The sequence below is a fragment of the Exiguobacterium sp. SL-10 genome (assembly GCF_004337025.1).
In the GTDB taxonomy this organism is placed as follows: domain Bacteria; phylum Bacillota; class Bacilli; order Exiguobacteriales; family Exiguobacteriaceae; genus Exiguobacterium.
In genome coordinates this window covers 228,615-247,371 of record NZ_SJUP01000002.1, presented here as the reverse complement: position 1 = coordinate 247,371, position 18,757 = coordinate 228,615, and the positions used below count along the sequence as shown (strand labels likewise).

The following is an 18,757-nucleotide window of genomic DNA, read 5'->3' as shown; positions in this document are numbered from 1 at the left end:
GTCAATTGACCTCAAATCGTATTAGGATGGAGTCATTAGATTCTGAAGGAGGACTCCTTACCATTATGAGTTACAAGATGATTGTTTTAGATATGGACGATACGCTCCTCACGAGCGATCACACGATTTCCGCCAAGACGAAAGCGGCATTGCTGGATGTACAAGAACGTGGACACAAGGTCGTGCTCGCGAGCGGACGTCCGACGTACGCGATGTGGGAAGCAGCCCGAGAGCTAGAGCTCGCCAAATACGGCAGCTATATTCTCTCATTTAACGGTGCCTCAATCATCAACTGTGAGACAAATGAAGAAATCTTTTCGAGTACGTTGCTTCCGGAAACGGTCGCCCATCTCCATGATATCAGTGTCCGGGAAGAAATCGCGATTCATACGTACATCGGTAACGAAATCGTAACCGATCAACCGAACCCATATACCGATATCGAAGGTGAGTTGACAGGTATGCCGGTCATCCATGTCGATGACTTCAAAGAAGCGGTCACGACGCCTGTCGTCAAGTGTCTTATGCTCGGTGACGGAGACACGCTCGCCCCGATTGAAACGAAACTTCAAGTCGAGCTCGAAGGAAAACTCGCCGTCGCACGATCGAAGCCGTTCTTCCTGGAGTTCACAGAAGCGGGTGTGACCAAAGGGACGAGTCTTGCCTTCCTCGCCGAACACGTCGGGATCGAGCAAGCCCACGTCATCGCTTGTGGTGACGGAAACAATGACTTGACGATGATCGAATGGGCCGGCCTCGGTGTCGCGATGGGTAATGCTAACGCGACGGTCAAAGGCAAAGCCGACTTCATCACGAAATCAAACAATGAAGACGGGATCGCGCACGTCGTCGAAACATTCATGGGAACTGTCCTCGCCGATCGGTAAGCGGACAGCTTAGGTTGAACTGAAGGAGGAATTACGATGAATAAAGGATTGAAACGAGCAGGACTTGGACTGATCGGGACGGCTGTCGCCGGTGCCGCTTATGTATTCTTGTCCCCGAAACCGACCTCACGCCTCGTCAAGACCTCATTTGCCGGCGGGAACGAAGTGGCCATCAAAGGGTTTGAGGAGGTCGTTCAAAAAACGTCGGTCCGGAAAGACATCGACTACCATTCTGCTTATGAGCACGGGACGTTCGACTTGATTCGTTATGAAGGCGAGAAACAGATTGTCCCGACCATCTTTTGGGTGCACGGTGGTTCGTTCGTCGGTGGCGATAAGGCCGACGTCTTCAAGTATGCGACATCGATCGCGAGCAACGGTTATAACGTCGTTAGCGTCAATTATGCGCTCGCCCCTGACGTCACGTACCCGGTACCGCTCCAACAACTCGAAGAGGCGTACACGTATATCGCTGAAAACAATGACCGCTTCCGGCTCGACCTCGACCGCGTCTTTTTTGCGGGCGATTCGAACGGTGCACAACTCGTCGCCCAGTTCGTCGGTATTCAATTGAATGACGACTACGCGCCGTCTGCCGAAGTGAATCAAGTCGTCCCGAAATCGTCCATCCTCGGCACGGTTCTCATGTCGGGGCCGTACGACTTGAAACGAAGCATCGTCGAGTCATCGAAGGCGCTCAATCGCTTCTTGTTCAAACGGATCGGTTGGGCTTACTTTGGGACATACAACTGGGAAGACTTGCCGGTCGTCGCCGAGGCGTCGCCGCTCGTGAACATCCCGGCCACGTTCGTTCCGACGTTTATCACTGACGGCAACAGCGGGTCGTTCGAGATTCAAGCGAAAGAGTTCGCGACGATTCTTTCAGGTCGTACTGACGTCACGAGCGTCTTTTACGACCGAAACGAACACACACTGGGCCATGACTACCATTTCGAGATGGATCAACCAGCCGCTAGTGCGACGTATCGCCGTTTGATCACGTTTTTGCGTGAGACGACACGCTAAACAAAGAATCCCCGCCCATCACAGGGCGGGGATTCTTTTTGTCAGTTGAGTAAGCGAAGCGCGCGGCCAATCAACTCATGCCGCGACGGTGACGTCTCACGTAACGCGTGAAGGCGTTCTGTCAACGCCTGTCGAAGTTCGATGGACTCGACGAGCTCCAAGCATTCGATGTGGAGCAGCCATGCATCGGGATGGTCGGCCAGAATCGTCGGTACGAGCTCATCAATCGATTCACCTTGCTCCCGCATATTACGAACTTGATTGAACATCGGGTCATCCTTCGTCCAGACACGTGCGTCACGCTCGATGTGGACCGGTTTCTCCAAGATGACGAGTTCGTCAATCTCGGTGCCCGGGAAAATCGATGGGAGCGTATCTTGTCTCACTTCAAGTGTGGCCAGTTTAATCTGTCGGCCTTCGATGGTCACGACGACGTCTTCAAGCCGCAACGCTTCTGCCGTCTCGTTAACGACTTGACCATCTAACTGGATTCCCGCTGTCGCCAACACCTCTTGAAGCGGTCCGTCGAGAACGAGTAGGCCGTGATTGTGTAAGTTCGTCAATTGACCGTGGTTGACGTTCACGCAGTCGTCCCATTGGACGAGCGCGTGCGCCCCAGAGCGCGTCACATGACGAATCACACCGACGCGGTCTGTCCCGTCCTCAAGTCGGACGGTCGATTGACTGCCCGAGGCGAGCGCCTTCTCGAGCGAGGCGATGCCACCTTTGTTGACCGCCATCCGTGACTCGAGCTCATCCAGCGCGTCCTTCAACGCCTCAAAGTCTGGAATGACGAACAGTTCGCGTTGCATATTCGTCACGTCCTGCTTCGTCTCAAGTGCGTGCTCCAAGTCGAACGGATGTTTCGTGACGGCGTCGGTCAAACAGTGACGGCTCTCTCCGACCGAAGATAACAGACCAGCCCCGTAAATGAGCGGACTGTCCACATCACCGATGAGACCAAACTCGACCGTCCACCAAAAGATGCGGGCCACTTGTTGCGCTTCAGAGAAACCGGTCACTTGCGCTTTGGCCGCATGGACCGCCGCTTCGGCTGCCGCGATCTCTTCATCCGTCGAGTTCGCATTCTCCTTCACGACGGTCAATCGTTTTAGTGCTGCAAACGAGGCGTGTTCTTCCCGATTCATGAACGCTTTCGCCCCAAGCTGACCGAACCGCTTCACAATTTGTGAGAACTCCGGATCCATCAACATCGGTGCGTGACCGGCCGCCTCATGGATAATGTCCGGGGCCGGGCTGTACAAGATATTCTCGACTTTCCGAATGTCGGTCGCGACCGGCAACATCCCGTTCCCTTGGAAATCAAAGAAAGCGACGCCTGGAATGAGTCCATCGACCGCGACCGTCGACCAACCGGCCGTCCGCATCTCCTCGGTCATTTTTTCAACGTCAGGAAGACGATTGGGCCCCATGCCTGTCTTCTTTAGGCCTTCGATGTAGAACGGATGGGCCTTTCCTTCGAGCGTATGCAAATTCAGGCGTAGCACGAAGCGCCAGACGGCATGGTCGGTCGGCGTGTACTCGTCGTAGAACTGTGGTGAAATATGAGGGGCCAAATGGCGTGGGATTGATTGTGTGAGCATGATGTTTCCTCCTTTGATTGAATGAACGTAAAAAAGTCCCTATCGATTTACTCGATAGGGACGACTTTGCCGCGGTACCACCCTGATTACTAGACGGAGTCTAGTCACTCTAATCCGATAACGGGGGACCGCTCAACAAGTGAGAGCTCGCAAACTGTAATTCGATTCATCCTTTGGGCGTGTTCACAGCACCACACGCTCTCTGGGCCAGGGAAGATGTCTCTACTTCGGTTTGGTCGTTGCTTTTATACTGTTATACAGTTATGCTTCTATGCACATTCGCTTTTAAGTGCTAAAGCGTCTTGTTGCTAGTAACAATAACAGACGATTCGGACGCCGTCAACAAAAAAACAGTCCGCATCTGCAGACTGTTACAAACACCAATCGATTTCCGATTGTCCCCACACCTTCAGCTTGGCGTTCACTTGCGAGAACGGTTTCGATCCGAAAAAGCCGCGATGGGACGAGAGCGGACTCGGATGGACCGACGTCAAGACAGCGTGTTGCGGGCCAATCCATTTCTGTTTCTTCTTCGCGTCGTTGCCCCATAAGACGAATACGATCGGCTCTTCCCGCTGCCCGAGTCGCTCGATGATGGAATCAGTGAACTGCTCCCATCCCTGCCCGCGATGTGACCCGGCCTTACCCGCTTCGACCGTGAGCGCGGTGTTGAGCAACAGCACACCTTGTCGGGCCCATTTTTCCAAATTCCCGCTAGTCGGCACTGGACAACCGATATCGTCCTGCAATTCTTTAAAAATGTTACGGAGTGACGGTGGAAGGCGGACGCCGTCTTGGACCGAGAAACTGAGTCCATGCGCTTGGTTCGGCCCATGGTATGGATCTTGTCCGAGAATGACGCATTTGACGTCCTTGAACTTCGTGTAGACGAATGCGTTCCAAATGTCTTCTCGGACCGGATACACGGTCGATGTGGCATACGCCTCATCGACGAACGTCTTTAAGTCAGCAAAATATGGCTCGCTCATCTCGGTCGCGATGATGTCGCTCCAATCGCCGAGCAAGCGATCTGATAACGGTTCTCCCATGTTCTTCTCCCCTTTCCGTCTTATCATACCCGAATCGATGGCACAGAAAAAGACGAGCCCGATTGGACTCGCCTTGATGATTATACTGTGATTGCGCCTGCGACTTCTTTCGCAAGTGCTTCGGCTTTCGCTTTTGCGTCAGCAACGATTTCTTCGATTTTGTCTGGGTATTGGTTCATGCCTTCAACCGGAAGTGTCGTCACTTCTGTCACGCCTACGAATGCGAGTGCTTGACGGAGGTAAGCGTCTGCGAAGTTGAGGTCCGTACCTGTGTAGATACCACCCGTACCTTGGATGTGGATCGCTTGTTTGTTCTCGAGAAGGCCGACTGGACCTTGCTCTGTGTAACGGAACGTTTTACCAGCAGTCAAGACGCTATCGAGGAACATCTTCATGCGTGCTGGGAAGAAGAAGTTCCACATCGGTGTCGCGAACACATACATGTCAGCTTCCATGAACTTCTCAAGCATGCCGCTCATCGTCGCGACTTTAGACGCTTCAACGTCTGTGAGGGCTTCGCCTGATGCGAATTTGCCCCATGCGCTGAGGACGTCGCCGTCGATTTCTTGGACATCGACATCGTAAAGTTCGATCGCTTCGACTTCGAGTGACGCGTTCTCGTTCGTGAGTGTCGTCATGAACGTTTCAGCGACTTGTTTGCTGTATGACAATTCTGTCGGTTTCGGGTTAGCCGATACGTATAATACCTTTTTCATAATGGGTTCCTCCATAAATGTAATCTCTATTTGTAACAACAGTATGAACTATATCACCTGTATATCTCACAGTCAATTATTTTAACTTCAAGATAAATTGGTAAAAAAACAGGCAGGCGTCATTTGCCTGCCGCGTTATAACCGACCCGTTTCAATAAGTCGATCAGCATTTCCGTCTCCTCTTCACTGAGTGGACCGTAAATATCTTTAAAGATTTCAATATGCTCCGGATAGACGACGTCCATCAAGCGCTTGCCTTCCTCGGTCAGCGAGGCATACGTGACACGTCGGTCAGACGGACAAGCCACACGCTCAATCAAGCCACGTTTTTCAAGCTTATCAATGACGTATGTGACGCTGCCGCTCGTAATCAAAATTTGATCTCCGATTTGCTGGAGCGGGGTATCCCCTCGTTTATACAATACGGATAAAACACCGAACTCTGTTGAATTCAATTGGTGGCGTCTCAGGTCGTCTTTTACACGGTCACTGATTGCGTCCATTGTCCGTGCCAAAACGATCCATGCCTTCAATTCGAGTGATTCAATCATGTCGGTTTCACCTCAATTCGTTCATCATTTATCTTTAGTATAGCAGGACATGAGCAGTATACGGTGGGAAAAACACTTCGTCAAGAAACTTCTTCATTGTCGCCCCTGTCTGAAACGTTTAGAATGGAATTATTGCGATTTTTAGAAAGGATGGACGGTATGCGCGAGTATTATGAAATTTCATTGACGATTAAACAAGCCTATTTGGGTACGGTCATCGAGTTGTTGAACCGGGAAGGGATTGCTCCAGATTATGCGCTCGAAAAAGAAGGAGCGGTCTTTTTATTGTTCAACCACTTACCATGGCCAAACGTCACACGCGAGCCCCACGCGGTCGAACGTTTCTTGTTGACGTTATCACGTGAGGACTACTTGTTCGTCAAAACGAAACGTAAGTCTCCCGTCCCTGACCATGAACCGGTCGCCTGTATGGGCGCGTTCGACTCACCGTTCCATGAACATTTGAAAATCGAACTCGCCGTCGACGAGTCGGATGCAAGCCATCTCGATATGTCGGCGTTCCGGCACTACTGAACAACACGTCTGTGTTGTTTTTTTATGACTAGTCGAGTCACATGACGGGAATAGATGACAATATCCGAATGTGAAAAGGAGAATGTTGTTAGATGGATACAGTCATGTTAATCGTTAACCCATCGTCTGGGAAAGAGTTAGGAAACGAGCACGCTGCCTTCGCTGAAGAAGTGCTGCGGGAACGGTACGGCAACGTCGATGTCCGCTTTACGAAAAAAGCAGATGACGCGACCGAGTTCGCCCGAGAAGCGGCAGCGAAACACTATCAAGCCGTCATCGCGATGGGTGGCGACGGAACGTTGAACGAGGCGGTGACCGGTCTCGCCGAAGCCGACCACCGTCCCGATTTCGGGATCATCCCGCTCGGTACCGTCAACGATCTCGCCCGCGCCCTCGGAGTCCCGAGCGATCCCGAGGCGGCAATTGAGGCGCTAAAAACCGCGCAACCGACACCGATGGATATCGGCAAATATGAGAATGGCTACTTTATGAATGTCATCGCCATCGGTCTCATCGCCGAGGCGGTCGATGAGGTCAGTGTCGAGGAGAAAACAAAATGGGGACCGTTCGCCTACTTGATTGAAGGCATCAAAGCGTTCCGCGAACATAGCCCATACGCGCTGTCGGTCCAATCGGACGAGCATACGTTCGACGGAGACGCGTATTTGGTCGTCATCGCCCTCACGAACTCGGTCGGCGGATTTGAGAACTTCGAACCAGATGCTGAACTGAACGATGGCTTGCTTCACGTTTACTTATTTGAAAACCTCGGCTTCAAAGACGCGGTCCAACTTGCCCCGGCCCTGTTCACAGGAAAATTGAAAGAGACGGACAGCGTCACATCGTTCACGACGAAACGAATCCATGTCGACTCACCAGAGTCACTCCCAGTCAATGCCGACGGCGACACAGGTGGCAAGCTCCCACTCACGTTTGAAGTGCTCCCGAGCCATTTGAACGTCTTGAAACCGATCGAGTGAGACAAGGACTTTTCCTCTCAAGCGCGAAAGCATGTTACGGAAAGGAGGGGAAATGATGACCATCTCGCTCGTCCCTTTACAAGAAGCGTCGGACGCCATCGTCGCGACGTTTAATCGCTGGAACAATGACCCGACAATCGTCCATTTGATTCGTCCGGCCCGGTCGGAAGAAGAGCTCGTCGCCGAACAGTACATGACGGTACACGATTTGACGAACCGCCTCCAGACGCATGACATCTTCCTCATCTACACAAACGACACGCTCGTTGGGGAGGTGAACGTCATCTATGATGCCCCGCATCTGTACGACAAAGAGCCCGGAAGCGCTTGGCTCGGGCTTGTGATTGGAGAACCGAGCGGTCGCGGGAGAGGTGTCGGCACAACGGCCCTCGCCCTGTTAGAAGAACGACTGCGTGCGCAAGGCGTGCCTCGCATCGAGCTCGGTGTGTTTGGGTTCAATGAAGCGGCTCATCACCTTTATCGAAAGGTCGGCTACACGGAAATTGCCCGCATCGAGGCGTTCACCTATTGGAACGGCCGGTTTTGGCCAGATATTCGAATGGAAAAACGATTGGACTGAAAAGACCTTCCTCAAGCACGAGGAAGGTCTTTAATCAGTTGTTCAAGTTTTCGACTTCGACGACGCGGAACCCTTTTTGTTCAAGTTTCGCGACGATTTTGTCCTTCGTCTTCTCGTCACAGTCCGGTGGCAACGTGATCAATACCCGGCGCAAGACTTTACTCTTGGCGTCAAGCGTCATGAGACTAGCGATCGATGAATATTTGCTGATGACTTTCGTGATTTTCTCAAGCGCCCCTGCCTGCTCACTAAGTGCGATTGTGACAACATAACTCCCCGTATCACGGCTCCATGCCTCTTCGAGCATGCCGAGCATCTTCCCGTGCGGCAAAATCCCGTAGAATTCGTTGCTCTCATCTTTCAAAACAGCGATATACGGTAATTCTTTGATCGAGAAGAACACTTTGAAGAAGCCGTCCGATTCATGGACGTACTTTTGCGTGTTCTTGATGAGCTCCATGACGTTATCGTCTAGGCTCGCCCCACTCATCCCGTGGCGATAAATATGCATTTTATAAATATTACCGCGGAAAAACGTTCCCGTCTCATCGAGCACAGGGACACAGCGGTAGCCTGTCTTTTCGAGCGTGTCGAGCGCCTCGCGTAATGTCGCCTTTTCACTGATTGTGACGACATCTTTCTTCGGAATGCATAAGCTATGCACTAACATGCGGTTTTCCTCCTAGCCAATTGAAAGTGGTCTACACCCTATTCATTACTATTCCCCAAATATGATTGAAATCCTGCCACCAAATTTCAAAACTTATTCCTGTCTCGATGCGACCTCGGGATTTGTCGTATCGTCAAAAAGTCGTTATAGTGAAACTATCCAAACAGACAAAGGGGATTGAACGACTATGACAATGAAAAAAGCGTTAACGATCGCCGGCTCGGATACGAGCGGCGGTGCAGGCATCCAGGCTGATTTGAAGACGATGGAAGAGCTCGGTGTTTACGGGATGACCGCACTCACAGTCATCGTAGCGCAAGACCCGCATAACGCGTGGCACCACGAAGTGTTCCCGATTGACACGACGTTGATCGAGAAACAAATCGATACGGTCCTCGCCGGAATCGGGGTTGATGCTGTCAAGACCGGCATGCTCCCGACGCCAGAGATCATCGAACTCGCCGCTCGTAAAATTAAAGAGTACGGCATCCAAAACGCGGTCGTCGATCCGGTCATGGCATGCAAAGGTGCTGATGAAATTCTCAATCCGGACGTCGCGGTCGCGATGCGCAAGCACCTCGTGCCGGTCGCTAAAATCATCACACCGAACTTGTTCGAGGCGCGTATGCTCGCTGGCCTTGATAAAACACCTTCAACGATGGAAGAAATCAAAGAGGCCGCACGCTTGATCCATGAACTCGGCGCTGAAATCGTCATCGTCAAAGTCGGTGGCAAGCTCGGCTTCGATACAGCGTTCGACGTGCTTTACGACGGCAACGAGTACCGTCTCCTTGAGAGTGAGAAAATCGAACCTGCTTTCACACATGGTGGGGGTTGCACGTTCTCATCAGCAATTGCGGCATCACTCGCGAACGGTCACTCTGTCGACGAGGCGATTCAAATCGGAAAAGAGTTCATCACGGAAGCGGTCCGTCATTCGTTCCGTCTCAACCAATACGTTGGTCCGACGAACCATACCGGGTACCGTAAAAAATTAGCAACACAATCTTAACGGGTGGCCCGGGACGCATGTCTCGGGTCATCGTTTCCATTGGAGGGAACCGCGTGAAATCGATTCAACCTACAACCATCCAGACCTACTTAGACGCGCATGTATCCATGCCGCTCTATGTCCATGTCGAGACGACGAACGGTGCGTATGCGACGCATAACGACCCTGATTTCCATAACGCCGGCATGTTTATTCGCAACGTCGTCATCGAATATAGCATCGGCCAAATCAAAGGCAACGGCCCATACCGGGTCGGCTTGAAGCTTGATCACGGGTGGCTTTACGTCGAAGGCTTGACCGACTACGAACAGCATGGGGATCAACTCCTGCTCGCCGGTCATGATCGGCTCGGTCGGCTCGCCTGTGCCCTACATTTAGACATCAAACCGCTCCCACAAGGAGCCTCGGAGGTGGAAAGCCAATGAATGGACCATTACTCGTCATTTTTCCGCATCCCGATGATGAAGCGTTCAGCTCCGCCGGGACGATCATCCAACATCAAAAAAACGGATTCCCGGTCACGTACGTCTGCTTGACGCTCGGTGAGATGGGCCGCAATATGGGTTCGCCGATTTTCACGACGCGAGAAGAGTTACCGAAGATTCGCAAGCATGAGCTCGAGGAAGCGTGTGCCGTCATGGGCATCGACGATCTCCGCATGTGGGGACTCCGCGACAAGACCGTCGAATTCGAAGACGAAGCGGAACTTGCCGGACGGTTTAGTGCCTTGATTGAAGAAGTGAATCCTGCTCGTGTCATCTCGTTCTACCCGGGTTACGCCGTCCACCCCGATCACGAGGCGACGGCACGGGCGGTCGTTCGAGCACTCCAAGAGATAGATGAAGCGAATCGTCCTGAGTTTTTAGGAGTCGCATTCGACCACCGCACCGAAGCAGAACTCGGAAAACCGCACGTCATCATCGAAGTCGGTGACGAGAGCACCGCGAAACGCGAGGCGTTGCTCGCCCACCGCTCCCAGACGGAAGGTCTGCTCCGTGCGATTGATAACGCAGAAAACGCCCACGTCATGGAGTTACTCCAACGTGAGCGCTTCTATCACTATCCGTTCTCATGATTCGTAGGCGAGACGTGTCATGTACAATAGTGCACCGACAGCCCCGAGGCCGATCAACGTTCCCAATACGACAACGATATGTTCCATGTTCTCACCTCTACTTGGTTATACGAACTTGATGGATCATTGGTTTCAAAGCGCATGTGCTGACATGCGCTTTTTTGCTTAGAAGTACAAGAAGTAAATCACAGCCGCCAGCACGATGCGATACACCGCGAACGGCGTCAACTTCACTTTGTTGATCAACTTCAAGAAGAATTTAATCGACAACAGCGCGAATAAGAACGCGCTAATGAATCCGACGACGAAGACCGGGAGGGTCGCCATCGTAAAGTACTCCCATTTGCTGTAGAGCGACAGCGCACTAGCACCGAACATAATCGGTACAGCCATGATGAATGTAAAGTCTGCCGCTGCCCGGTGACTCATCCCTAAGAGGACACCTCCCGAGATGGTCGAACCTGAGCGTGAAAAACCTGGCCAGAGCGAGAAACATTGAATCAAGCCTACCCCGAGCGCTTGTTTATACGAAATTTCATCGAGCGTTGCAGTCGTTTGACGCTTTACGCCTGACAAGTCCGCGGCAATCATGAAGAATGCCCCGATGACAAGTCCGATTAAGACGGTTTTGATCGAGAACAAGTTCTCATCGATATAGTCTTCAAACAATAGCCCGAGCACGCCTGCCGGGAGCAGACCGATGAAGATATGTAGCAAGTTCAGTTTCTTTGTCGGCCCGCTGCTGCGAATCGCGAGCAACTCCTTCGGATTCAACAACTCCTTGAACCGATTTCGAAATACGACGATGACCGCTAAAATCGAACCGAGCTGAATGACGATCTTAAATGTGTTCGCCACCTCTTGACCGAGGAAACTACTCGAGTTGAGCCATAGGTCGTCCACGAGAATCATATGTCCCGTTGACGATACCGGAGCAAACTCTGTCAGTCCTTCGACGACACCTAACAAAAACCCAATCAGTAGTTCATACCATTCCATCTTCTGTCTCCTACTTCTGTATTGTTTCTTATCATACACGGTTGCTTCTCCGCCCGCCTCGGTCTTGAGGCGTAAAAAAGAGGATGCTCGCTTACGCATCCCCTCTCCATCCTATGAATATGACGACCAGCTGATGCATACAGACGACCACACCGATGAACAAAAATGCGATGAATAGCGTCATACCAGCTCCAACAATAAACACTAGTCCGATGAGAATGATGCTCCCGTGTAGCAACATCGAAACGGATGACTCGGTCGTCGCCCGGATGACGGACGGGACACGGTGATGCAGCACGCCGAGATAGAGCGGCTCGACCATGCCGACAAGAAACGCCATGCCTGCCATCCAGACGAGACCGGCTTGTCCCGGGAAAAGGCCCAGTAGGACGAAACCGATGCCGATGCCCCAGCCGATTCCGTGCAACCAGCGATCGGCCGTCGCGATTTGTAACAGGATCGGTGCGAGCAGTTGCCCCGGTACTTGAATGAGCAACAGAACGGTCGATATCATTCCGAACCAATAGATGGGCACCTCGACGTCGCGGGCGTATACCTGCCAAAACTCATCGATGAAATTGAAGGCGGCAAACGTCACAACAAACAATGACGTCATGATGAGCAATTGCCGATGCTGCCAGACGAAGCGGAAACCGGCCTCGATATCCGCCCACGTCAACCGCTCGTCTGACATGACTCGTTTCGGTTCGACGAGCCCGCAACTGCAACACGTCGCGATGAACAAACTGACAATCGACAGCACGTAATTCAGCTCGAACGGGAAGCGTGTGGCCAGCAGACTACCACTGATGGCAGCGAGAACGGCCGCAACGATTCCGATGACATTCAATCGGCCGACCGAGCGCTCGAACGTCTCCGTCTTCCCATCTTGCTCAAGCGTCTCATAGAGCAGTGCATTCTCCGCCCCACTCCGGAGCGCCGCCCCAATGCCTGATAAGGCGATGGCTAAGGCGAAACCGCCAAACGAAAAGGAAACAAGCAACACGACAAAGGAACCCCACTCGAGCGCAGTCCCGATTTGCAACAGACGTCGGCGTTCCAAGCGATCAGCCAACACACCTGTCGGCACTTCGAGCATCACGACGAGGACGGCATAAATCATCTCGAGATAGACAACCTCTTGAAGCGTGATCGTCCGCGACTCCCAAAACAGACGTTCAATCGTGTAGGCTGGGATGAGCGCATCGAACCAACGCATCCAGCCGAGCAACACGACATTTCGACCGACTTAACTAGGTGAACGTGCTCGTTTCATCTGAATCTCCTCCTTATTCACCTATTCCCGCTTCCACAAAAAAAGCCACGGAAAAATTCCGTGGCTTGCACATTATTTAAGCAGATTGAGCATCTCGCGATTGAACGCCGGGATGTCATCCGGTTGACGGCTCGTCACGAGCTGTTCTTGGCAGACAACGACTTCTTTGTCGGCATACTTCGCACCGGCATATTCCATGTCGACTTTAATCGACTTGTAGCCGGTCGCGTCGCGTCCTTCGAGCGTCTTCGCCGTAATCAACAGCTGTGGGCCGTGACAGATGGCGAATACCGGCTTTTTCGCGTCCATGAACGCCTTGGCGAATTGGACGAAACGGTCATCTTCGCGTAACAAGTCAGGTGAGAATCCGCCCGGTAACAGTAGTGCGTCAAAATCTTCCGGTGACACGTCATCGATGGCTTTGTCGATATTAACTTTCGCCTCGCCTTGTTTGCCTTCGACCGTGTTGCCGGCTTTCTTCTCGATCGTGACAACGTCGTGCCCCGCTTCCACCAATGCGTCGCGTGGACCTGTAAACTCTACGTCTTCAAACATATCTGTGATTAGCGTTGCTACTTTTGCCATATCGGAAACACTCCTTAGTTTTTGTTTTATGCACATAAGGACTTGTTCCACCCGTAACGGACCATTAAACATTCAGTGGAACTTCGAGACGTACGGATTGGCTCGTTCGAAGAAGCGGTACGGGTAGTCACGCGCTTCGCCCGTATTCGGAATGCCGACCCGCGGACCGGCCTCGATATCCGGGATGGCGCTCCCTTCGACGATATAAAGCGGTTCATGTTGAAGCGAATGCCCATACAGGTCCATCGTGATCCCGAGCGCTTTCGTCAGCTTGCCGGGACCGTTCGTCTGATCGAACCGTTTGATGCCAGGTCGATTCATGTCGATGATGGCCTGTCCTTCAATCGGCTCGATGGCTCGGATGAGGACGGCTTCCGGCGTGCCGACCGGACCGCTCACGACGTTCAATAGCGTATGCGTGTGCATCTGATACGTATAGACATGTCCCGGTAACCCGAACATGACCTCGGTCCGATTCGTCCGTCTGCCCCCGAAGCTATGGGCCGCTCGATCGATGGCACCAAGGTACGCTTCCGTCTCGACGATTTTCCCGACAATTTGACCGTCGAGATGATCGTGGACGAGATAGTGACCAAGCAGCGACCGGGCCAATTCAAGCGTCGGTTGCTCATAAAATGATGGATCAAGTCGTTTCATCGTCATCCCTCCTCGGTCTCATTTTCTCAAATGAAGGCGGAAAGACACAAAAAAGATGCCCTATGACAATCAAGTCTGCTCAGGCAGGAGTTTCAAGGGTATGACCGGAATGTATGTACAGGAAAGTGAGGCGAACCAAGGTGGGATATCTATTAGAATTAAGAAAGACAGTCGGCAACAGGCCATTAATCACTGTCGGGGCGACCGTGCTCGTCTTGAATGACAGGCATGAGCTATTGTTTCAGCATCGTTCCGATACGCATGATTGGGGATTGCCCGGAGGATCGATGGAGTTGAACGAGACGTTAGAAGACGTCGCTGCTCGTGAATTGCATGAAGAGACTGGTCTTGAAACGAATCAATTTGAACTCGTCGGTGTCTGTTCGGGGCCGAAGTTTTACTTCAAGTATCCGAACGGGGATGAGACGCACAGTGTCATCAACCTCTTCCATGCGAAGCAAGTGCAAGGGACGTTAGCCATGAACGACGGAGAAAGTCTGGACTTGCAGTATTTCTCAAGAGCTGATTTGCCGATGGATATCGAATCCAGAGCGCAGGCGCTCATCGACCAGTTCGGGGATGCGTTATGGCAACTCGAGAACTCGTTTATCTGAGACATTTAAAAAACCATCCAGGACATATCATTGTCCTGGATGGTCTTTTTGGAATCATTCGATTAAGATGCGATTCGCATCGCCTCACGTTGCTTTCCCAACTTCACGTATCCGAGAATAATCGAGAAGATTGGGCTGAGCCAGAGGAAGAAGGCGAACGGTGCGTATTCAAGCACCGGTACCCCGAGCGTGGCCGCGAAGAACGCACCCGACACGCCCCATGGGATGAGCGGGTTGATGACCGTCCCGCCATCTTCGAGGGCACGTGACAAGTAACGGGGATCGATGCCGCGGTCGATAAACCCTTGCTTGAACGCCTGACCTGGGAGCAAGATTGACAAGTACTGCTCGCCCGCGAGCAAGTTGACACCAATCGAGCTGAGGACGACCGAGAGCACGGAACTGCCCGGTGACTTCAATCGTTCGAGCAATGCGTCGACAATCGCTTGGAACACACCGAGTTCACGGAGCAACCCACCGAAGGCGAGCGCAATCAAGACGAGGCTGACCGACCAGAGCATCGACTCGAGTCCACCACGGTCCAGTACGGCCGCAATCGTCTCGTTCTCGACGCCCGACTTGAAGCCGGCCTGCATGACGCCGAACCAGTTCGTGACGTTCCAGTTACCTTGAACAAACCCTGCCGTCAACACACCGGCGAACATCCCGACGAGCATCGTCGGCAAGACCGGCATCCGGCGGAACGCAAGCACCGCGACGAGAACAGGTGCGAGGAGTGTCAACCAAGATAAGTTGAACCGCCCGGCGAGTGCCGCCTGTGCTTCAGCGATTTGGGCCGTATCCGCTGCTTGACCGCTCCGACCGAGAATCGTAAATAAGACGAGTGTGATGAGGAAGGCTGGGACGGTCGTTCCCATCATGAAGCGGATATGATCAAACAGTTTGACACCGGCCACGGCCGGCGCAAAGTTCGTCGTATCTGACAATGGACTCATTTTATCGCCGAACAATGCACCCGAAACGATTGCCCCGGCGGCAAGCGCCGGAGAGATCCCGAGCGCCATCCCGATTCCGAACAAGGCGACCCCGACCGTACCGACTGTCGTGAAGGCACTACCCGTAAACGACGAGACGATCATCGTGATGAGCAGGACGCTCGGCAAGAACCATTGCGCTGAAATTGTATCTAAACCGATGGAGAGGATTGTCGCCACCGTGCCAGACATTTGCCATACGCCAATCAACATCCCGATCAACAATAAAATCAAGACCGGCATGATGGCTTCGCGAATCCCGCTAATCATCGCGGCTTCGATTCGTTTGAAATCACGCGTGCGATAATACGCGTAACCTCCTATTAATACCATTGTGCCAAAGATCGCCATATGTGGCGTCGCTTTGGCCAAAAACATCAGTGCGAGCAGGGAAATACCGCTCAGCAGCACGACGAATACAGCCTCTTTTCCTTTCATCTGCATCGACGTCCCCTCCTTTCAGTTCCATTATTTTCTACCTAACCGCTTAAACGCTTTTATGCGCGAAAGTGTTTCAGTGATGTTCTTTACTATACCTGCTTCTCTTTTCCCTGTCAAACGTCTTTTTATGGTAAAGTAGACGCTCGAGGGTGACCTCCGGAGTTCGTAACCTCCTCCGACATCAAAACTAGCGAAAAAGGAAGTGTGCACGTTGCAACACGAAAAAGCATTGGTCGTCTTTAGTGGCGGTCAAGATTCTACCACTTGCCTGTTCTGGGCAAAACAACAATTCTCTCATGTGGAAGCGGTGACGTTCGCCTACGGGCAGCGCCATGACGCGGAAATCGAGGTCGCGAAAGAAATTGCGGCCGAACTCGATGTCCCGCACCACATCCTCGACTTGTCCTTACTCGGACAACTCACCTCCAATGCGTTGACGAGACACGATCTCGACATCGACAATGCGGACGTCCCAAACACGTTCGTCGATGGACGCAATCACTTATTCTTATCCTTTGCGGCCGTCATGGCCAAACAACTCGGTATGCATCACATCGTCACCGGCGTATGTGAGACCGATTTTTCTGGTTATCCGGATTGCCGGGACCAATTCGTCAAATCACTGAACGTGACGCTCAACTTGGCGATGGACTATCCGTTCGTCATCGACACACCACTCATGTGGCTCGACAAAAAACAGACGTGGGAACTCGCGGACCGACTCGGTGCGTTCGACTTCGTCAAAGAACGGACGCTCACGTGCTATAACGGTATCCTCGGATCAGGTTGTGGCGAATGTCCGGCGTGCGTGCTCCGTCAAAACGGCCTCGCCGCTTATGAGGAGGTGCGCGTATGAAGAACGCTCCATTCCTCGCCCCGACGAGTGTCGAAGCCAAACAAGACGGCTCGCTCATCTACTGTCCGCACCGCGTCCAAATCGTCAAAGAAGTGACATTCGATGCCGCGCATCATTTGTTCGATTACGACGGTAAATGCCGCGCGCTGCACGGACATACGTATAAATTGCAAATGGGCATCAGCGGTTTTCTCGATAACCGCGGCATGACGCTCGACTTTGGCGACCTGAAAGCCATCTTTAAAGAAGAACTCGAACCATACCTCGACCATCGTTATTTGAATGAGTCGTTACCTTATATGAATACAACCGCTGAAAATATGTGCTACTGGATTTTCGAGCAGCTCGCCAAACACTTACCTGACGAGCGTGACGTCCGTGTCGAGTTCGTCAAATTGTACGAGACACCGACATCGTACGCCGAGTTCCGACGCGAATGGTTGGTGGACTGATGAAAATCCCTGTCCTCGAAGTGTTCGGACCGACGTTTCAAGGTGAAGGTCGTGCCATCGGACAAAAGACGATGTTCGTCCGGACCGCCGGTTGCGATTATCGCTGTTCATGGTGCGACTCCGCCTTCACGTGGGACGGCTCGGAGAAACCAGATATGCTCACGGCCGATGAGATCATCGATCAACTCGATGCCCTAGGTAGTTACGACTACGTGACCATCTCGGGAGGCAACCCGCTCCTCATCGCCGCGATGAAAGACTTGGTGACGAAATTGAAGGCGCGTGACGTCAAACTCGCCGTCGAGACGCAAGGCAGTCGCTATCAGGACTGGCTCGCTGACATCGACGACGTGACGCTCAGCCCGAAACCACCGTCTTCCGGCATGGCGACCGACTGGGAGAAACTCGATGCCATCGTCGAACGGCTGCGCCCTGATCAGACAACATTCAAAGTCGCCGTCTTTGACGAGATTGACCTCGCCTATGCGAAATCGGTCCAAACGCGTTACACGCCGGACGTCATGTACTTATCGGCCGGCAATCCTGAGCCCGGTGCGGACGGTGACATCACCGACGCCCAGCTCCGTCGCTTAAAAGAATTGTGGGAGGACGTCGCCCGTGACCCGTCATGGCAAAGCGTCCGTGTCCTGCCGCAACTGCACACATTACTATACGCCAACGAACGTGGCGTCTAAGGAGAATCTCTATGAGACCAGAAGACTTACAAGACTTGTCGCTCCTCGGACAGAAGAGCGTCCCATACATTTTTGAATACGCACCGGACGTCCTCGAAGCGTTCCCGAACCGTCACCCGGAGAACGACTACTTCGTGAAGTTCAACGCACCGGAGTTCACGTCACTCTGCCCGATCACGAACCAACCGGACTTCGCGACGATTTACATCTCATACATCCCAGACGAGAAACTCGTCGAGTCGAAATCACTCAAGCTGTACTTGTTCAGCTTCCGTAACCATGGTGACTTCCATGAGAACTGCATCAACGTCATCGGGAAAGACCTCGTCAAATTGATGGAGCCACGCTATCTCGAAGTGTGGGGCAAGTTCACGCCACGCGGCGGCATCTCGATCGATCCATATTACAACTACGGCAAGCCGGGCACGAAATACGAAAGAATGGCGGAGCATCGCTTGTTCAATCACGACTTGTATCCGGAGACGGTCGACAACCGATAAATT

The 18,757-nt window shown here is 52.6% G+C and carries 23 protein-coding genes and 1 other annotated feature; of the genes, 13 read left to right on the top strand and 10 right to left on the bottom strand.

The features are described from left to right. Positions 1-65 precede the first annotated feature (65 nt). Together EVJ33_RS04170 and EVJ33_RS04165 are read left to right on the top strand one after the other, a co-directional pair. Complete coding sequence (locus EVJ33_RS04170; protein WP_131434725.1) at positions 66-887, top strand: Cof-type HAD-IIB family hydrolase; 822 nt, start codon at positions 66-68, stop codon at positions 885-887. Positions 888-923: 36 nt separating this feature from the next. After that, the gene (locus tag EVJ33_RS04165; RefSeq protein ID WP_131434723.1) at positions 924-1,913 is read left to right on the top strand and encodes an alpha/beta hydrolase; all 990 of its coding nucleotides are present in this window, start codon (positions 924-926) and stop codon (positions 1,911-1,913) included. Positions 1,914-1,954: 41 nt separating this feature from the next. On the opposite strand, the gene EVJ33_RS04160 is transcribed toward EVJ33_RS04165, so the two are convergent. The 4 genes from EVJ33_RS04160 to EVJ33_RS04145 form a co-directional block, all read right to left on the bottom strand. Next, entirely contained in the window at positions 1,955-3,517 is a 1,563-nt protein-coding gene (locus EVJ33_RS04160) for an aromatic amino acid hydroxylase (protein WP_131434721.1), read from the bottom strand. Positions 3,518-3,570: 53 nt separating this feature from the next. Next, positions 3,571-3,766: a binding site (T-box leader), on the bottom strand. A gap of 122 nt (positions 3,767-3,888) precedes the next feature. Then, the gene (locus EVJ33_RS04155; protein WP_236634526.1) at positions 3,889-4,566 is read right to left on the bottom strand and encodes a uracil-DNA glycosylase; all 678 of its coding nucleotides are present in this window, start codon (positions 4,564-4,566) and stop codon (positions 3,889-3,891) included. An 80-nt stretch (positions 4,567-4,646) separates the two neighbouring features. Next, a complete protein-coding gene (locus EVJ33_RS04150) occupies positions 4,647-5,282 on the bottom strand; it encodes an FMN-dependent NADH-azoreductase (protein ID WP_131434717.1) in 636 nt (211 codons plus the stop codon). A 119-nt stretch (positions 5,283-5,401) separates the two neighbouring features. Beyond that, positions 5,402-5,833 carry a MarR family winged helix-turn-helix transcriptional regulator gene (locus EVJ33_RS04145; RefSeq protein ID WP_131434715.1) on the bottom strand — a complete coding sequence of 144 codons (432 nt, stop codon included), beginning with the start codon at positions 5,831-5,833 and terminating at the stop codon, positions 5,402-5,404. A gap of 159 nt (positions 5,834-5,992) precedes the next feature. On the opposite strand from EVJ33_RS04145, the gene EVJ33_RS04140 reads away from it, so the two are divergent. The 3 genes from EVJ33_RS04140 (at position 5,993) to EVJ33_RS04130 (ending at position 7,927) form a co-directional block, all read left to right on the top strand. Then, positions 5,993-6,367: a hypothetical protein gene (locus tag EVJ33_RS04140; RefSeq protein WP_131434713.1), complete on the top strand. Its 375-nt coding sequence runs from the start codon at positions 5,993-5,995 to the stop codon at positions 6,365-6,367. Between the two features lie 92 nt (positions 6,368-6,459). Continuing rightward, a complete protein-coding gene (locus EVJ33_RS04135) occupies positions 6,460-7,347 on the top strand; it encodes a diacylglycerol/lipid kinase family protein (protein WP_131434711.1) in 888 nt (295 codons plus the stop codon). 55 nt (positions 7,348-7,402) lie between these two features. Continuing rightward, entirely contained in the window at positions 7,403-7,927 is a 525-nt protein-coding gene (locus EVJ33_RS04130; protein WP_131434709.1) for a GNAT family N-acetyltransferase, read from the top strand. Positions 7,928-7,961: 34 nt separating this feature from the next. On the opposite strand, the gene cbpA is transcribed toward EVJ33_RS04130, so the two are convergent. Beyond that, positions 7,962-8,597, bottom strand: a complete 636-nt coding sequence (gene cbpA / locus EVJ33_RS04125) for a cyclic di-AMP binding protein CbpA (RefSeq protein WP_021068112.1) — start codon at positions 8,595-8,597, stop codon at positions 7,962-7,964. 187 nt (positions 8,598-8,784) lie between these two features. On the opposite strand from cbpA, the gene pdxK reads away from it, so the two are divergent. The 3 genes from pdxK to bshB2 are packed head-to-tail and all read left to right on the top strand — an operon-like array spanning position 8,785 to position 10,684. Further along, entirely contained in the window at positions 8,785-9,609 is an 825-nt protein-coding gene (gene pdxK, locus EVJ33_RS04120) for a pyridoxine/pyridoxal/pyridoxamine kinase (RefSeq protein WP_131434707.1), read from the top strand. Between the two features lie 53 nt (positions 9,610-9,662). Beyond that, complete coding sequence (locus tag EVJ33_RS04115; RefSeq protein ID WP_034780768.1) at positions 9,663-10,034, top strand: YojF family protein; 372 nt, start codon at positions 9,663-9,665, stop codon at positions 10,032-10,034. Next, positions 10,031-10,684 carry a bacillithiol biosynthesis deacetylase BshB2 gene (gene bshB2 / locus EVJ33_RS04110; protein ID WP_131434705.1) on the top strand — a complete coding sequence of 218 codons (654 nt, stop codon included), beginning with the start codon at positions 10,031-10,033 and terminating at the stop codon, positions 10,682-10,684. Before EVJ33_RS04115 ends, bshB2 begins: the two co-directional genes overlap by 4 nt. A 165-nt stretch (positions 10,685-10,849) precedes the next feature. Here bshB2 and EVJ33_RS04105 read toward each other — a convergent pair whose 3' ends face one another. From EVJ33_RS04105 to EVJ33_RS04090, 4 genes are all read right to left on the bottom strand, one after another. Continuing rightward, positions 10,850-11,683, bottom strand: a complete 834-nt coding sequence (locus EVJ33_RS04105; RefSeq protein ID WP_131434703.1) for an undecaprenyl-diphosphate phosphatase — start codon at positions 11,681-11,683, stop codon at positions 10,850-10,852. Between the two features lie 91 nt (positions 11,684-11,774). Further along, positions 11,775-12,917, bottom strand: a complete 1,143-nt coding sequence (locus EVJ33_RS04100; protein WP_236634525.1) for an MFS transporter — start codon at positions 12,915-12,917, stop codon at positions 11,775-11,777. A 114-nt stretch (positions 12,918-13,031) separates the two neighbouring features. Then, entirely contained in the window at positions 13,032-13,544 is a 513-nt protein-coding gene (locus EVJ33_RS04095) for a type 1 glutamine amidotransferase domain-containing protein (protein ID WP_131434701.1), read from the bottom strand. Between the two features lie 72 nt (positions 13,545-13,616). Next, on the bottom strand, positions 13,617-14,207 hold the full coding sequence (locus EVJ33_RS04090) for a DNA-3-methyladenine glycosylase (protein WP_131434698.1): 591 nt from the start codon (positions 14,205-14,207) through the stop codon (positions 13,617-13,619). 134 nt (positions 14,208-14,341) lie between these two features. Between EVJ33_RS04090 and EVJ33_RS04085 the strand changes: the two genes are divergently transcribed. Continuing rightward, a complete protein-coding gene (locus tag EVJ33_RS04085) occupies positions 14,342-14,815 on the top strand; it encodes an NUDIX hydrolase (RefSeq protein ID WP_131434696.1) in 474 nt (157 codons plus the stop codon). Positions 14,816-14,877: 62 nt separating this feature from the next. Here the strand turns inward: EVJ33_RS04085 and nhaC are convergent, their stop codons facing one another. After that, on the bottom strand, positions 14,878-16,254 hold the full coding sequence (gene nhaC, locus EVJ33_RS04080) for a Na+/H+ antiporter NhaC (protein ID WP_131434694.1): 1,377 nt from the start codon (positions 16,252-16,254) through the stop codon (positions 14,878-14,880). A gap of 208 nt (positions 16,255-16,462) precedes the next feature. Between nhaC and queC the strand changes: the two genes are divergently transcribed. The 4 genes from queC to queF are packed head-to-tail and all read left to right on the top strand — an operon-like array spanning position 16,463 to position 18,754. Further along, positions 16,463-17,107, top strand: a complete 645-nt coding sequence (gene queC / locus EVJ33_RS04075; protein ID WP_131434692.1) for a 7-cyano-7-deazaguanine synthase QueC — start codon at positions 16,463-16,465, stop codon at positions 17,105-17,107. Continuing rightward, positions 17,104-17,559, top strand: coding sequence for a 6-carboxytetrahydropterin synthase QueD (queD, locus tag EVJ33_RS04070; protein ID WP_021068101.1), 456 nt, complete (start codon positions 17,104-17,106; stop codon positions 17,557-17,559). Before queC ends, queD begins: the two co-directional genes overlap by 4 nt. Beyond that, positions 17,559-18,254, top strand: a complete 696-nt coding sequence (gene queE, locus EVJ33_RS04065; protein WP_236634524.1) for a 7-carboxy-7-deazaguanine synthase QueE — start codon at positions 17,559-17,561, stop codon at positions 18,252-18,254. The genes queD and queE overlap by 1 nt, the downstream gene beginning before the upstream one ends. 11 nt (positions 18,255-18,265) lie before the next feature. Beyond that, positions 18,266-18,754, top strand: a complete 489-nt coding sequence (gene queF / locus EVJ33_RS04060) for a preQ(1) synthase (RefSeq protein WP_021068099.1) — start codon at positions 18,266-18,268, stop codon at positions 18,752-18,754. The last annotated feature ends 3 nt before the right edge of the window (positions 18,755-18,757 follow it).

Coding starts and splice junctions, on each gene's coding strand:
- EVJ33_RS04170 (WP_131434725.1), top strand. CDS start 66: ATGAGTTACAAGATGATTGTTTTAGATATGGACGATACGCTCCTCACG.
- EVJ33_RS04165 (WP_131434723.1), top strand. CDS start 924: ATGAATAAAGGATTGAAACGAGCAGGACTTGGACTGATCGGGACGGCT.
- EVJ33_RS04160 (WP_131434721.1), bottom strand. CDS start 3,517: ATGCTCACACAATCAATCCCACGCCATTTGGCCCCTCATATTTCACCA.
- EVJ33_RS04155 (WP_236634526.1), bottom strand. CDS start 4,566: ATGGGAGAACCGTTATCAGATCGCTTGCTCGGCGATTGGAGCGACATC.
- EVJ33_RS04150 (WP_131434717.1), bottom strand. CDS start 5,282: ATGAAAAAGGTATTATACGTATCGGCTAACCCGAAACCGACAGAATTG.
- EVJ33_RS04145 (WP_131434715.1), bottom strand. CDS start 5,833: ATGATTGAATCACTCGAATTGAAGGCATGGATCGTTTTGGCACGGACA.
- EVJ33_RS04140 (WP_131434713.1), top strand. CDS start 5,993: ATGCGCGAGTATTATGAAATTTCATTGACGATTAAACAAGCCTATTTG.
- EVJ33_RS04135 (WP_131434711.1), top strand. CDS start 6,460: ATGGATACAGTCATGTTAATCGTTAACCCATCGTCTGGGAAAGAGTTA.
- EVJ33_RS04130 (WP_131434709.1), top strand. CDS start 7,403: ATGACCATCTCGCTCGTCCCTTTACAAGAAGCGTCGGACGCCATCGTC.
- cbpA (WP_021068112.1), bottom strand. CDS start 8,597: ATGTTAGTGCATAGCTTATGCATTCCGAAGAAAGATGTCGTCACAATC.
- pdxK (WP_131434707.1), top strand. CDS start 8,785: ATGACAATGAAAAAAGCGTTAACGATCGCCGGCTCGGATACGAGCGGC.
- bshB2 (WP_131434705.1), top strand. CDS start 10,031: ATGAATGGACCATTACTCGTCATTTTTCCGCATCCCGATGATGAAGCG.
- EVJ33_RS04105 (WP_131434703.1), bottom strand. CDS start 11,683: ATGGAATGGTATGAACTACTGATTGGGTTTTTGTTAGGTGTCGTCGAA.
- EVJ33_RS04095 (WP_131434701.1), bottom strand. CDS start 13,544: ATGGCAAAAGTAGCAACGCTAATCACAGATATGTTTGAAGACGTAGAG.
- EVJ33_RS04090 (WP_131434698.1), bottom strand. CDS start 14,207: ATGACGATGAAACGACTTGATCCATCATTTTATGAGCAACCGACGCTT.
- nhaC (WP_131434694.1), bottom strand. CDS start 16,254: ATGCAGATGAAAGGAAAAGAGGCTGTATTCGTCGTGCTGCTGAGCGGT.
- queD (WP_021068101.1), top strand. CDS start 17,104: ATGAAGAACGCTCCATTCCTCGCCCCGACGAGTGTCGAAGCCAAACAA.
- queE (WP_236634524.1), top strand. CDS start 17,559: ATGAAAATCCCTGTCCTCGAAGTGTTCGGACCGACGTTTCAAGGTGAA.
- queF (WP_021068099.1), top strand. CDS start 18,266: ATGAGACCAGAAGACTTACAAGACTTGTCGCTCCTCGGACAGAAGAGC.